The 12,798-nt window shown below is 74.2% G+C and carries 12 protein-coding genes and 1 pseudogene; 7 read left to right on the forward strand and 6 right to left on the reverse strand.

The features are described 5' to 3' along the window. Positions 1 to 246: 246 nt before the first annotated feature. Both KS423_RS23515 and KS423_RS23520 read right to left on the reverse strand, forming a co-directional pair. Positions 247 to 1,251 carry an MBL fold metallo-hydrolase gene (locus tag KS423_RS23515; protein WP_224281614.1) on the reverse strand — a complete coding sequence of 335 codons (1,005 nt, stop codon included), beginning with the start codon at positions 1,249 to 1,251 and terminating at the stop codon, positions 247 to 249. 238 nt (positions 1,252 to 1,489) lie between these two features. Then, complete coding sequence (locus KS423_RS23520) at positions 1,490 to 2,449, reverse strand: GNAT family N-acetyltransferase (RefSeq protein ID WP_224281616.1); 960 nt, start codon at positions 2,447 to 2,449, stop codon at positions 1,490 to 1,492. Between the two features lie 267 nt (positions 2,450 to 2,716). On the opposite strand from KS423_RS23520, the pseudogene KS423_RS48565 reads away from it, so the two are divergent. The 4 genes and pseudogenes from KS423_RS48565 to KS423_RS23540 all read left to right on the forward strand — a co-directional run bounded on the left by KS423_RS48565 (position 2,717) and on the right by KS423_RS23540 (position 6,728). Beyond that, positions 2,717 to 4,056: pseudogene (locus KS423_RS48565) on the forward strand (DUF692 domain-containing protein). Between the two features lie 30 nt (positions 4,057 to 4,086). Further along, positions 4,087 to 5,103: a TIGR04222 domain-containing membrane protein gene (locus tag KS423_RS23530; protein WP_224281618.1), complete on the forward strand. Its 1,017-nt coding sequence runs from the start codon at positions 4,087 to 4,089 to the stop codon at positions 5,101 to 5,103. 183 nt (positions 5,104 to 5,286) lie between these two features. Next, the gene (locus tag KS423_RS23535) at positions 5,287 to 6,069 is read left to right on the forward strand and encodes a TIGR04222 domain-containing membrane protein (protein WP_224281620.1); all 783 of its coding nucleotides are present in this window, start codon (positions 5,287 to 5,289) and stop codon (positions 6,067 to 6,069) included. A gap of 59 nt (positions 6,070 to 6,128) precedes the next feature. Then, positions 6,129 to 6,728: a hypothetical protein gene (locus KS423_RS23540; protein ID WP_224281621.1), complete on the forward strand. Its 600-nt coding sequence runs from the start codon at positions 6,129 to 6,131 to the stop codon at positions 6,726 to 6,728. 70 nt (positions 6,729 to 6,798) lie between these two features. Here the strand turns inward: KS423_RS23540 and hemQ are convergent, their stop codons facing one another. The 3 genes from hemQ to KS423_RS23555 are packed head-to-tail and all read right to left on the reverse strand — an operon-like array spanning position 6,799 to position 9,576. Continuing rightward, positions 6,799 to 7,524, reverse strand: coding sequence for a hydrogen peroxide-dependent heme synthase (gene hemQ, locus KS423_RS23545; protein WP_224281623.1), 726 nt, complete (start codon positions 7,522 to 7,524; stop codon positions 6,799 to 6,801). Then, positions 7,521 to 8,951 carry a protoporphyrinogen oxidase gene (hemG, locus tag KS423_RS23550; protein ID WP_224281625.1) on the reverse strand — a complete coding sequence of 477 codons (1,431 nt, stop codon included), beginning with the start codon at positions 8,949 to 8,951 and terminating at the stop codon, positions 7,521 to 7,523. Before hemG ends, hemQ begins: the two co-directional genes overlap by 4 nt. 34 nt (positions 8,952 to 8,985) lie before the next feature. Further along, the gene (locus tag KS423_RS23555; RefSeq protein WP_224281627.1) at positions 8,986 to 9,576 is read right to left on the reverse strand and encodes a Uma2 family endonuclease; all 591 of its coding nucleotides are present in this window, start codon (positions 9,574 to 9,576) and stop codon (positions 8,986 to 8,988) included. A 55-nt stretch (positions 9,577 to 9,631) separates the two neighbouring features. On the opposite strand from KS423_RS23555, the gene KS423_RS23560 reads away from it, so the two are divergent. Next, a complete protein-coding gene (locus KS423_RS23560; protein WP_224281628.1) occupies positions 9,632 to 10,072 on the forward strand; it encodes a DUF523 domain-containing protein in 441 nt (146 codons plus the stop codon). A 35-nt stretch (positions 10,073 to 10,107) separates the two neighbouring features. On the opposite strand, the gene hemE is transcribed toward KS423_RS23560, so the two are convergent. Continuing rightward, positions 10,108 to 11,121 (reverse strand): uroporphyrinogen decarboxylase, encoded by a 1,014-nt coding sequence (gene hemE, locus KS423_RS23565; protein ID WP_224281633.1) that lies wholly within the window; start codon positions 11,119 to 11,121, stop codon positions 10,108 to 10,110. Positions 11,122 to 11,357: 236 nt separating this feature from the next. On the opposite strand from hemE, the gene KS423_RS23570 reads away from it, so the two are divergent. Continuing rightward, positions 11,358 to 12,020: a DUF3000 domain-containing protein gene (locus KS423_RS23570; RefSeq protein WP_224281630.1), complete on the forward strand. Its 663-nt coding sequence runs from the start codon at positions 11,358 to 11,360 to the stop codon at positions 12,018 to 12,020. A gap of 320 nt (positions 12,021 to 12,340) precedes the next feature. Continuing rightward, positions 12,341 to 12,798 (forward strand): response regulator (locus tag KS423_RS23575; protein ID WP_224281631.1); only part of this gene is annotated, 458 nt, incomplete at its 3' end.

Consider the following 12,798-nt stretch of genomic DNA (forward strand, 5'->3'; position numbering starts at 1 on the left):
CCCCGGCCGAGCGCGGTCTCGGCGGCCACCGCCCGGGCGACGGCCCCGGCCCGGCCGCGGGCGAGCACGGCCGCGGCCACGGCGGCGACCAGCGCCAGGACGATCAGCGCGATCTGCGTCATCGAAGTCCTCGGGGGTGCTTGCGGGTTGGATCGGGTGGTTCGGCCGGGCCTGTCGGGAGGGGGCGCGGCGCGAGTGGGGCACCCGGGCGGGGGCGGCTCCGGGCAGGGGCGGTCCCGGGCGGGGTCAGTTCCGGGCGGTGCGCGGGGAGCGGACGTCGTCCTCGGCCAGCTCCCGGGCCACCAGGGCGACCTGACCCATGGCTTCCAGGACGCCCGGGGCCGCCGAGCCGTCCAGGTGCCGGTATTCGGCCGCGACGGTGAGCACCAGCCGCTCGGGCAGGCCGAGCTCGGGGTAGCGCTGCTCGGCGATCACCCGTCGGGCGGCGTCCAGGGCGGGTATCCCGGCGGCGTGCAGGGCGTGGGCGCGCTCGCGGACGTAGGCGAGGTAGCCGATGTGCTCCCGGACGCCGTCGCGGTCGAGCACCGGGCCGTGGCCGGGCACGAAGATCTCCGCGCCGGTGGCCAGGGCCTGTTCGCAGGCGCCGATGATGTTCTCCAGCGGTCCGGCCCAGTGCGAGGGGTGGTCGCCGGGCTGCTCGGGCGTCGAGGAGAAGATCACGTCGCCGGTGAACACCGCGCGCTGGTGAGGGAGGTGGACCATGAGGTCCCCGCCCGTGTGGGCGGCGGGCAGGCTGGTGATCCGCACCGGGTAGCGGCCGACGGTCAGCTCCAGCTCGCCGGTGAAGACGGTGTCGGGGCGCACCGGCTCGGTGTCGGACCAGTCGAACCGCCCGAAGTGCTCCTTCAGGTAACCGCCGAGCACCGAGTCCGGGTCGCTGTTGACGACCAGCGCGTGCTGCTGCTGCGGGCTGGGCTCCCAGTGGATGTGCTCCAGTGCCTCGCGGGTGGCGATCACCTCGGCGTCCGGCAGCACCCCGGCGCCCCACAGGTGGTCCCCGTTGGCGTGGGTGACGACCACCCGGTCGATCCCGACCCCGTCCGGCAGCAGCCGCCGGCTCGCGGCGAGGAACTCCCCGGCCATCGAGGGGTCGTACGGCGTGTCGATCCAGAGCGCGGTGGTCTCCGAGGCCAGCAGCCCGCAGTTGGCCAGGCCCCACCCCCGCTTCGGCGGGAGCCACACGTACAGGTCCTCGGCAATCGCGCTCACGTTCGCACGGCTGATCGTCATGTGCGCGATTATGCCCATGCTGTGTCAGAAGTGGAGCAAGACCATGTCGGTTCAAGCCACTTCGCGTCCGGAGCAACCCGGGCTGCCCCGATTCGTCCCGCATGGTCTGGACCACATCTGGCCGAAGTGGCCTGGCCCGGCGCCCCGCGGAGGCCCACGAGCCGCCCCCTCGGACCAGCACCGACCCTCGGCGACGGCATCGATCGCACACGCACCCGCCGCCGGCCGGACCGCGGTGTCAGAGCAGGTGCGCCGAGGGCCGCTTCAGCTGCTTGATCCCCTTGCGCTCCCCTGCGCAGCGCTCGTAGCCCAGCCATGCGTTGATCGCCAGCATCGGCCCGTTGGTCGTGTCGTTGCTGGTGTACGCGTGCCGGTAGCCCGCCGCCGCGGCGAGCCGCAGCGACTCCAGCTTGGCCGACTTGGTCAGCCCCCGGCCACGGAACTCCCGGCGGCAGGCGGTGAACGCGGACCAGTAGCGGTCCACCCCGTCGGTCTGCACCATGCTGAACGCGGCCGGCCGGCCGTCCACCACGGCGACGACGCTCAGCGCCAGGTCCCGGTCCGGCCGGGTCCAGTCGTTGCGCAGCCAGTCCTCGTACTTGTAGGCGTCCATCGGCACCTCGCTGCCGGGCTCGTCCAGGATGGCGTCCGACTCGACCAGGAACACCGGGTGCGGGTCGGCCGCCCAGTCGGCGGCCGGGCGCAGTTCGACCCCGGCCGGCAGTACGGGCGCGGGCGGCAGCGGAAGCGTCAGGTCCCGTCCGGCGAACTGCATGGTGCGCCCGAGCCGGTAGTCCTGGGCGGCGCCGAAGGCCAGCGAGGCGGGCTCGTCGTCCAGCCAGGTGTGCACCTCGGTCACCCCGTGCCCGGTCAGGTGCCGTTCGGCCGCGGCCAGCAGCGCGGTGGCCGCACCGCGCCGCCGGAACCCGGGCAGCACACTGCCGTTGGCGTAGCCGACGCCCGTGGTCGTCGTCCCGAGCACCACCCCGCAGCGCACCGCGCCGACCACCCGGCCGTCCAGCTCGGCGACGAAGGTGCGGAAGTGCTCCTCGGGGCTGGGCTGGGCGTTCAGCCAGACCAGTGTCTCGGCGGAGAGCACCAGGTGCTCGCGCCCGGCCCGGTGGGCCGTGGCCACGGCCTCGGCGTCCTCGGGGCGGAAGTCACGGATCGTCAAGGAGGAGGAAGGCGAAGAAGCCATGGATGCCCACGCTAGCCACGCCCGACCGCCCGGCGCCTCCGATTTTCCCGCCGCAGGGGCACCCCGCCTGCGGGGACGGCCCGAGGGCGGGACCGAAGTCCCCCACCACCGGAAGGACATGCTCAAATAATGCTCTGAGAAGACCGGGTGAGGCTTGGCAGCCACCCCGCCCGGGGACATTCTCAGCAGCACGGCCGCACGGTTCCGGCGACGACGCCCGCACCGGTCGACGGCCCTCCCACCCGGCCCTCCGAAGGGGGCGAACCGATGACTTCCCCTGCCCTGGACACCGTGCCCCGAGAAGCCGCCGACCGCGCGGCCGCGCCCCGCCTGGGCGTCGGCCTCGGCTGGCGCAGCGAGATCGACACCGTCGTCGAGCGCCAGCCCGGCCTGGACTGGGTCGAGGTGGTCGCCGAGAACATCTGCGCCGACCACCTGCCCGACTCCCTGACCGTGCTGCGCGAACGCGGGGTCACCGTCGTCCCGCACGGCGTCGGCCTCGGCCTCGGCGGCGCCGACCTGCCCGACCCCGGCCGCCTCGCCCGGCTCGCCGAAACCGCGCTGGCGCTCGGCTCCCCGCTGGTCACCGAGCACCTGGCGTTCGTCCGGGCCGGCGGCCTGGAGGCCGGCCACCTGCTGCCCGTCCCCCGCACCCGGGACTCGCTGCGGGTGATCGCCGAGAACGTCCGGATCGCCCAGGACCAGCTGCCGGTGCCGCTCGCCCTGGAGAACATCGCCGCCCAACTCTCCTGGCCGGACGACGATTTCACCGAAGGACAGTTCCTCGCCGAGCTGGTCGACCGCACCGGCGTCCGCCTGCTGGTCGACGTCGCCAACCTGCACACCAACCGGGTCAACCTCGGCATCGACCCGGCCGCCGAGCTCGACCGCCTGCCGCTGGAGGCGCTCGCCTACGTCCACGTCGCGGGCGGCACCCTGGTCGACGGCGTCTGGCACGACACCCACGCCCACCCCGTCACCGAGCCGGTGCTGGAAGTGCTGGCCGAACTGTGCGCGCGGGTCGCCCCGCCCGGGGTCCTGCTGGAGCGGGACGCCGGCTTCCCGCCGCCCAGCGAGCTGGCCGGTGAACTGGACGCCATCCGCCGGGTGCTGGAGGGGAGCACCCGGCGATGACCGACCTGACGAAGACCGCGCCGGACAACGCCGATGCCACCGACCAGGACCTCGCCGCCGCCCGGCGGCGCCTGGCCCGGCGCCAGGAGGAGCTGCTGACCGCCCTGGTGGCCGGCGGGCCCGTCCCGCCCGGCTTCGACGAACGCCAGGTCCGCGCCCAGTCCACCGGCCTGGCCGCCAAGCGGCGGGACACCACCGCCAAGGTGGCCCCGGACCTGCCCCGCGCGCTCGGGGCGCAGTACGGGCCGCTCTTCCTCGGCTACGCCCGCTCCCACCCGCAGACCGGCGGCTACCGCACCGACGCCCGGGCCTTCGCGCAGTGGGTGCTCACCGACGGCGGCCCGCTCGCCGCCGACCACCGCCGGGCCCTGGAGCAGTGGCTCCACCCGGCCCCCGTACGGCCGCCCGGCCCGCTCGCGCGCCTGCGCCGGGCCCTGCGCCGCAAGCAGCCGGCGACCTCCGCAACACCCTGACGAACCATCACCACCCCGGGGGAACCATCCATGTGGCACAACAGCTACTTCATCGTCCCGGTCGTCCTGCTGGCGGCCGCCGCCCTGTACGCCGCCCAGACCCGGCAGCGCGTCAGCCAGGTCCGGTACGCCAAGGGCCTGCCCGGCCGCGGCCTGCCGCTGCTCGACACGGCGTACCTGTCCGGCGGGGCGGGGCGGGTGTTCGACACCGCCCTGGTCCGCATGCACCTGAGCGAGCAGGTCGTGGTCAGCCGCTCCGGCCTGGTCACGCTCACCGGCGGCAAGCCGTACGACGCCGTCGACAAGGCGATCCAGGACGCCGTCGGCCCGACCGGGAGCCGTGAGATCGCCCCGCTGCGCCGCACGGTGACTCGCTCTGCCGCCGTCGGGGCGATCTGCGACCGGCTCGCCGACCGCGGCCTGCTGCACCGCCCCGAGCGGCAGTGGCGGGCCGCCAGGGCCCGCCGGCTGCTCTGGCTCGCGCTGCTCGTCGTGGTGGCCTCCGGGGTGGCCGCCGAGCTGCTCGACGACGGCGCCGCCGGCCACGAGCGCCCGAACCTCTGGGTCCCGGGCCTGCTGCTGTTCGTGGGCGTCGTCACACTGCTCGTCACCCGGCCGCTCAAGGGCCGGATCACCCCGGCCGGGAAGCGCCAGCTCTCCCTGATGCAGGGCACGCCGTGGACGCCCAAGGACGGGGTGGCGCCCCAGCTGGCCGGCGGCGCGCTGCTCGGCGCGCTCGCGCTCGGCGGCCTGGCCGCCGCCGGGCTGGAGAACCCGGAGCTGGAGGCCGCGATGCTGGCCGCGGGGGCCGAGGACGAGGCCGTACGGCAGGCGACCGCCGCGGGCTCAGCCGCGTCGTCGTCCGGGTCGTCCTCCTCGTCCTCGTCGTGCTCCTCCGGTTCCTCCGGCTCCTCCGGCTGCGGGTCGTCCAGCTGCAGTTCCTCGCACTCCTCCAGCTGTGGCTCCTCACACTCCTCCAGCTGCGGGTCCTCCTCCAGCTGCGGCTCCAGCTGCGGATCGAGCTGCGGTGGCGGCTGCGGCTCCTGAGACACCCCCGGCAGGCTCGCACGTGGGCTCGCCGAGCGCGGCTTCGTCCACCACGTCGGCCGCCTGCGGGGCGCGCTGCGGCGGCGGATCCTGACTCCGGCGGCGCCCGCCGGACGTCACAGTTCGGTATCGCGGACCGGGAAGACGTCCCGCGCGCCGTCGACGCAGGCATACAACAAGCCCATGTGGTTGCTGTTCCTCATCCCGGCATGCGTCGCGGCGGTCCTGTCCTGCCTCCGACTGGTCCGGATGACCGCCACCGCCGACGCCCTGGCCGACCGGAACGGCCTGCGGCCCCCCGAAGCCGTCGGCATCGGCCTGTACGAGACCGCCTACCTGGCCGGGGGCCCGGGCCGGGTGGTCGAGCTCGCCCTCGTCCTGATGGCCGGCCGCGGACGGCTGCACCTGGCGCACACCGGCTGGACCACCGTGGTCGACCCCAAGGGCCGCAGCCGCCTGGAGCGGGCCGTCATCGCCACGGTCGGTCCCGAGGGCCAGTGCCGGACGGACGAGCTGCGCCGGGCGATGGCCGAGCACCCCACCGTGCTGGAGATCGGAGCCCGGCTCGCACTGGCGGGCCTGGCCACCCCGGCCCTGGTGCAGCGCAACACCGTGGTGGTGATCCGGCAGGTCCGGCACGCGCTGTTGCTGTCGCTGATCCTGCTGGCCGCCGCGCTGGCCCTCGGCGGCTTCACCGGCGGTGACACCGTCGCGCCGCTCGCCTGGTTCTCGCTGCCGCTGGTGCTCACCTCGGGCACCTTGCTGATGGCCCGGGTCGACGTCTACCCGTACACCCGCTGGGCCTCCCCGATCGGCCAGGAGGTGCTGCGCGAGGTCCGCCCGGCCCGCCAGCGTGGCCTGGCCGACGACGAGGAGCGCGAACTGCTCACCGCCGTCGCCATGAACGGCCCGGCCGTCCTGCCCGACGCCCGGCTCCGCGCCGCCCTGCGCCCGCACCGGACCTGAGCCCGCACCTCGGCAAAAGCGGCTGCGCCGACCCATCGGACCAGGGCAGACTCCTGCCCGTGGACGAACTCGACCCCGCCGGCCGCGCCCCCGCCGCGCCGGCCCTCGGCAAGCAGGCCCTCGCGACGCTGGAGCGCGCCCGCTTCGAGGGCCGCGCGGTCCGGCTGCGCCGCTCCGTCCCCGGCGCGGACCGGCTGGAGGGCTTCGTCCTCGGCACCGGCCCGGTCTGGACCCTGCTCGCCAACTGCACCGACCACCGCCTCGACGGCTGGACCGCCGTCCGCACCGCCGACCTGCACAAGGTCCGCGACCGCGGCGGCGAGGAGAGCCTGACCGTCCGGGCGCTGCGTCGCCACGGCCTGTGGCCGGTCCGCCCGCCCGGCGCCGACCTCCCGCTGGACGACCTGCCCGGCCTGCTCACCGCCGCCTGCGCCGAGTACGGCCTGATCGCCCTGCACACCGAGCACCGCGACCCCGGCGTCTGCCGGGTCGGTACGGTCACCGCGCTGCGCCCCGCCTCGCTGCGGCTGCACGAGGTCGACCCCGAGGCGCGCTGGCACCCGGAGCCGACGAAGTTCCGCTTCAAGGACGTCACCCGGGTCGACCTCGGCGACCACTACACCTCCGTGCTGCGCGAGTTCGCCGGGCCGCGCCCGTAGCACCCCGTCGAACGCCGGAGGCCGGCTCCCCCGATGCGGGGGAACCGGCCTCCGACGACCGTATGGTCGCTCAGACCAGGCCGTTCAGCAGCTCGCTGACCGGCTTGCGGCGGCCGGTGAAGAACGGCACCTCCTCGCGGACGTGCAGCCGGGCCCGGGAGGGGCGCAGGTCGCGCATCAGGTCGACGATCCGGTGCAGCTCGTCCGCCTCGAAGGCGAGCAGCCACTCGTAGTCGCCGAGCGCGAACGAGGCCACCGTGTTGGCCCGCACGTCCGGGTAGCCGCGCGCCATCATGCCGTGCTCGGCGAGCATCGCGCGCCGCTCCTCGTCCGGCAGCAGGTACCACTCGTAGGAGCGGACGAACGGGTACACGCAGACGTAGTCGCGCGGGCGCTCGTCGGCCAGGAAGGCCGGGATGTGCGACTTGTTGAACTCGGCCGGGCGGTGCAGCGCCATGTTCGACCAGACCGGCTCCAGCAGCCGGCCGAGGCCGGTGCGGCGGAAGCGGTTGTACGCCTCCTGGAGGTCGTCCGAGTCGGCGGCGTGCCACCAGACCAGGATGTCGGCGTCGGCGCGCAGACCGGAGACGTCGTACGTGCCGCGCACGGTCACGTCCTTGGCGGCCAGCTGGGCGAACAGCTCGTCCACCTCGGCGGCCAGCGCGGTGCGGTCCTCCGGCAGGGCGCCCTTGAGCTTGAACACCGACCACATGGTGTAGCGGATGACCTGGTTCAGGTCGCGCGCCTTCTTCTTCTCGGGCCGCTGCTCCGGCTCCCGCTCAACGCTCTCAGTCATGCGTCCATTGTCCTCTCCGTGGAACCTTCCCCCGTCGCCGGGGTCAACACTCTGTCGACGGCCGCCGCGGCGGCGGCCGCCGAACCGATGCACGCCGGAATGCCCACCCCGTCGTACGCGGCGCCGCACAGCGCCAGCCCGCCCACCCGCGCCGCCGCTGCCCGCACCCTGGCCACCCGGTCCAGGTGCCCCACCGGGTACTGCGGCAGACCGGCCGCGAAGCGGGACACGAAGGTGTCGTACGGCCGGGCGGTCAGCCCGATCGCCTCCTTGAGGTCCGCCAGCGACCGCGCCACCAGCTCCTCGTCCGCCAGCCCCAGCGCCTCCTCCTCGCGGTACCGGCCCAGCGAGGTGCGCAGCAGGAACGCGTCCGGCGCGGAGCGCTCCAGCCAGCCCCACTTGTTGGAGGAGAAGGTCGAGGCCTTGATCCGCCGCCCGTCCACCGGCGGCACCAGGAAGCCGCTGCCGCTCGGCAGCCGGGCCAGGTCGGCGCGGCGGAAGGCCAGGGTCACCAGGGCCATGCCCGCGTACTCGACGGCGTCCAGCTCGGTGGCGGCCGCCGGGACGTCCTCGCGCAGCAGCCGGGCCGCGGCGGGGGCCGGGACGGCCAGCACCACGGCGTCCGCGTGCAGCACCTGCCCGCCGGTCACCACCCGCCAGCCGTCGGGGGTGCGGCGCAGCTCGTCCACCGGGGCGTCGGTGCGCAGGTCCACCCCCGCCTTGACGCAGGCCGCGGCGACCGCGCCGGGAAGGGTGCCGAGGCCGCCGCGCAGGCCCTGGAACACGGGGGTGCCGACCACCTTCGGCCGGGAGGCCAGCTCGTGCACCCCCTCGACCAGCGAGCCGCCGCCGCGCGCGATCGACAGCAGCTGCGGTACGGCGGCACGCAGCGAGATCTCGTCGGCGCGGCCGGCGTAGACGCCGCCGAGCAGCGGCTCGACCAGCCGGTCCACCACCTCCCGGCCCAGCCGGTCGGCGACGTAGCGGCCGATCTCGACGTCCTCGCCGACCTCGGTGGTCTGCTCGTGCCGGGCCCGCTCCAGCCCCTCGGCGGTCAGCACCCCGGAGGCGGCCAGCGCCTCCAGGTCACCGGGGACGCCCATCACCTGCCCGCCGGGCAGCGGCCGCAGCGCGCCGCGGGTCCAGATCGCGGCCTTCGCGGTGGTCGGCGGCTCCAGCTCCTGCGCCAGCCCGACCGCCCGGGCCAGCTCCACCGCCTCCGGCCGCCGGGCCAGCACCGACTCGGCCCCGAGGTCCACCCGGACCCCGCCGACCTCCCCGCCCCACAGCTTCCCGCCGACCCGCCCGGACGCCTCCAGCACCGTCACCCGCGCCCGCGCCGGCCCCCCGGCCGCCCCACTCAGGAAAGCGGCCGCAGCCAGCCCCGCGATCCCACCACCGACGACGACGACCTGTGCATCCGACATGCTCCGCAGTCTCGCAGGTCTTTACGTCTGGCCCTCAATCCCCTGCACGCCTCCACTTGGGCACGAGTCCGCCGAGGTCGATGGCAACGGGAAACGGCACCGGCCGCTCCAGCTTGCCCCGGAAGATCCCGGCGGCCACGTACGCGGAGGTCGGGCCGTCCAATTCGTAGACGTGCACGACCGGCAGGCCGTCCTCCTCCTCGACGATCCAGTAGTGCGGGATGCCCGCCTCCGCGTACTTGCGAACCTTGACCGTGCGGTCGCGGTGCGCGGACTCCGGGGAGACGACCTCCGCGACGAGCACCACGTCAGCGGGGACGTACCAGGTGCGGTCCGGGTCGTACGCCGCTGTGGCCACCACCACGTCAGGCTCCGGCCGGTTGCGCGGGTCGAGCTTGATCGTCATCTCGCGCTCGGCGATCGTCCCGTCAGGAACCGACTCCTCCAGCGCGGCGGTCAGCCTCGACACGACCTGGCTGTGCCACGAACGCTGCGGGGACATCATGAAGACCAGCGCTCCATCGATCAGTTCGGTGTGCCGCGGCGCCTGCGGCAGATGGTCGAGGTCGTCGGCAAACCAGCCCTCGTCTCTGGGCGCGTACATCCAGTCCGGCAGCTCGCTCATGGCCCCAAGATAGCGAGTTCGGGAGCGCGACGGACCGCCGCTTAATCTGTGTGCTATGGAACCGATCGTGGTGAGTGCGTGTCTGGCCGGAATTCCCTGTCGGTACGACGGGCGGGCGAAGACCTCCGACGACGCCGTGCGGCTGGTCGAGGAGGGGCGGGCCGTGGTGGTGTGCCCGGAGGGGGCGGGCGGGTTGCCGACGCCGCGGCCGCCGGCGGAGATCGTGGGCGGGGACGGCGCGGACGTGCTGGACGGGCGGGCCCGGGTGGTGGACGCGACCGGGGCGGACTGCACCGCGGAGTTCCTGGCCGGCGCCCGGGCGGCGCTCGCCGCCGCCGAGGAGGCGGGGGCGGGTCGGGCGGTGCTGATGGCGCGCAGCCCGTCCTGCGGCTGCGGGCAGGTGTACGACGGGACGTTCACCGGGGAGCTGCGCCCCGGTGACGGGGTGACGGCGGCGCTGCTGCGCCGGGCCGGGATCGAGGTCACGGCCGGATAGCGGGCCCCCGGAGCCGGAGGCCCGCCACCCGGGGCTCAGCGCGCGCTGGCCTCGTGGACGAAGGCGACGAGGCGGCTGAGCGCGTCCGGGTCCATGGACGGCAGCACGCCGTGGCCGAGGTTGAAGATGTGGCCGCTGGTGCCGAGCGCCTGGGCCGCGTGCAGCACCTCGCGGGCCTTGGTCTCCACGACCTTGGTGGGCGCGAACAGCACCGCCGGGTCGAGGTTGCCCTGCAGCCCCTTGCCGGGGCCGACCCGCTCGGCGGCGACGTTCAGCGGCACCCGCCAGTCGACCCCGACGATGTCCGCGCCGGCCTGGCCCATCAGGCCGAGCAGCTCGCCGGTGCCGACGCCGAAGTGGATCCGCGGCACGCCGTACCCGGCGACGGCGTCGAAGACCTTGGTGCTGGCCGGCATCACCGAGCGGCGGTAGTCGTCGGGCGCGAGCGCGCCGACCCAGGAGTCGAACAGCTGGATCGCCGAGGCACCGGCCTCGATCTGCACCTTGAGGAAGGTCGAGGTGATGTCCGCGAGCCGGTCCACCAGGGCGGCCCACAGCTCGGGCTGCCCGTACATCATGGCCTTGGTGTTCTCGTGGTTCTTGGACGGCCCGCCCTCGACCAGGTAGCTGGCCAGCGTGTACGGCGCTCCGGCGAAGCCGATCAGCGGGGTCTCGCCGAGCTCGTCCACCAGCAGGCCGACGGCCTCGGTGATGTAGGGGACGTCATCGGGCTCCAGCGGGCGCAGCCGCTTCAGGTCCTCGACGGTGCGGATCGGGTCGGCGATGACCGGGCCGATGCCGGCCTTGATGTCGACGTCGATGCCGACGGCCTTGAGCGGCACCACGATGTCGCTGAAGAAGATCGCCGCGTCCACCTTGTGCCGGCGCACCGGCTGGAGGGTGATCTCCTTGACCAGCTCGGGCCGCATGCAGGACTCCAGCATGGGGATGCCCTCGCGGACCTTCAGGTACTCGGGCAGCGAGCGGCCGGCCTGACGCATGAACCACACCGGGGTGTGCGGCACGGGCTCGTGCCGGCAGGCGCGCAGGAACGCGGAGTCGTACGCGGCGCCGCGGCGCCCGGGGGTGGTCGGGCCGTCGTGGGTGGCCGCCGTCGTGTCTGCCGTAGTCTCGCTCACGCGTCAAATCTTCGCACGCGTGCCGGGCCCGGTTTCCCGGCCGGTCTCGTCGGTTCCTCCAAGATCTGTCCGGGTTTGCCGTTCCGGCACGCCGCAGGGAGAGAAGTTGCGGCGATAACCCCGTTCTTCGACCTAGTCTTCGGGACATGGCAGCGGTCGGAGGGCACCCCGCGCAGGGTGGCGGAGCAGGTGGCGGAGCGGGTCGCGAGGGGGCACCGAGCGAGTTCCGGGCGGCCGTGGCGGCCCTGGACGGGGCCCGGCTGCGCCCCGAGGTGCAGCTCTCCCCCGCGCCGGCGCCGCGCCGGCTCGCCCCGTACTCGTTCGCGGTGACCGCCTCGGTCGAGGTGGACGGCGAGGAGCTGGCGGACGGCCGGCTGGTGCTGCTGTACGACCCGGCCGGGCAGGAGGCCTGGAACGGGGAGTTCCGGGTGGTCACGATGACCCGGGCCGAGTTGGAGCCGGAGATGGCCGGCGACCCGATGCTCTCCGAGGTCGGCTGGGCCTGGCTGCTGGACGCCCTGCAGGCGCACGGCGCCGGGTACGCCGAGCCGTCCGGCACGGTGACCCTGGCCTCCTCCCAGTACTTCGGCGGCCTGGCGGACCGCCCGTCCTCGACCGAGATCGAGATCCGGGCCTCCTGGACCCCGGCCGACGGCCGCTTCGAACGGCACCTGGCGGCCTGGGCGGACCTGCTGTGCATCAGCGCCGGCCTGCCGCCGGCCGCCCCGACCCCGCAGGGGCCCTCCGAGGTTTCTTCACTCGGTGGAGTGGTCCCGATGCCGTCCCGGCGACGCCCCCGGTCGCACTGACGGGTGGCGTCGGGACCCGACGGCACCCGGGGGCCCGACGCCACCCCCAGGGCTGACGGAGTGTGACTTCGAACTCGCTCTGTGTCAATTCGCCGGTCGATACCGACCGATCAACACCGAATCTGATCGATTTTGTGCGAATACCGGGCATGTCGCGTCAATCATTTGCGCGATTTGTCCGTATTGTTACTCACTAGATCGTGATCTTTCGCTAAAGCCGGGCACGGATGCTGCCGAAGCAGACTGTGACCCTTTCCAAACGCGGAACACTCCGACCGCCCCCATCGGGGTTCCGTCCGCCACTCCCCGCAGGAGGCCTGGTGTCGGTCCTTCTTGAGCACCCCGCAAACGTGGTCGCCTACCGGCCGACCAAGCCCACCGCCATGGTGGTCATCGCCGATCCCCGTGTCCGAAACACCGTCACCCGCCACCTGTGGGCACTCGGCGTCCGGGACGTGATCGAGGTGTCGTCGATCGCCGAGGCCCGCCCACGGGTCTCCACCCCTCGTGACATCTGCGTCGCCGACGTACACCTGCCGGACGGCTCCGGGCTGACCATCCTCGCCGAGACCCGCGCCGCGGGCTGGCCCAACGGCCTGGCCCTGTCCGCCGCCGACGACATCGGCGCGGTCCGCAGCGCGCTGGCCGGCGGTGTCAAGGGATACGTGGTGACCGGTACCCGGACGAACGTCGCGATGCCGGGCCGCCCCGGGATGCCGCTCGGCGCCGCCGGGCTGGCCGGCCGGATGCGCCGCCCCGGAATGCCGGGCATGCCGGG

The sequence above is a fragment of the Streptomyces sp. LS1784 genome, assembly GCF_020103755.1.
Taxonomy (GTDB): Bacteria; Actinomycetota; Actinomycetes; order Streptomycetales; family Streptomycetaceae; genus Kitasatospora.

Bases quoted from the DNA above. Each gene is read 5' to 3' on its own strand.
- KS423_RS23515 (WP_224281614.1), bottom strand. From the start codon at position 1,251: ATGACGATCAGCCGTGCGAACGTGAGCGCGATTGCCGAGGACCTGTAC.
- KS423_RS23520 (WP_224281616.1), bottom strand. From the start codon at position 2,449: ATGGCTTCTTCGCCTTCCTCCTCCTTGACGATCCGTGACTTCCGCCCC.
- KS423_RS23530 (WP_224281618.1), top strand. From the start codon at position 4,087: ATGTGGCACAACAGCTACTTCATCGTCCCGGTCGTCCTGCTGGCGGCC.
- KS423_RS23535 (WP_224281620.1), top strand. From the start codon at position 5,287: ATGTGGTTGCTGTTCCTCATCCCGGCATGCGTCGCGGCGGTCCTGTCC.
- hemQ (WP_224281623.1), bottom strand. From the start codon at position 7,524: ATGACTGAGAGCGTTGAGCGGGAGCCGGAGCAGCGGCCCGAGAAGAAG.
- hemG (WP_224281625.1), bottom strand. From the start codon at position 8,951: ATGTCGGATGCACAGGTCGTCGTCGTCGGTGGTGGGATCGCGGGGCTG.
- KS423_RS23555 (WP_224281627.1), bottom strand. From the start codon at position 9,576: ATGAGCGAGCTGCCGGACTGGATGTACGCGCCCAGAGACGAGGGCTGG.
- KS423_RS23560 (WP_224281628.1), top strand. From the start codon at position 9,632: ATGGAACCGATCGTGGTGAGTGCGTGTCTGGCCGGAATTCCCTGTCGG.
- KS423_RS23570 (WP_224281630.1), top strand. From the start codon at position 11,358: ATGGCAGCGGTCGGAGGGCACCCCGCGCAGGGTGGCGGAGCAGGTGGC.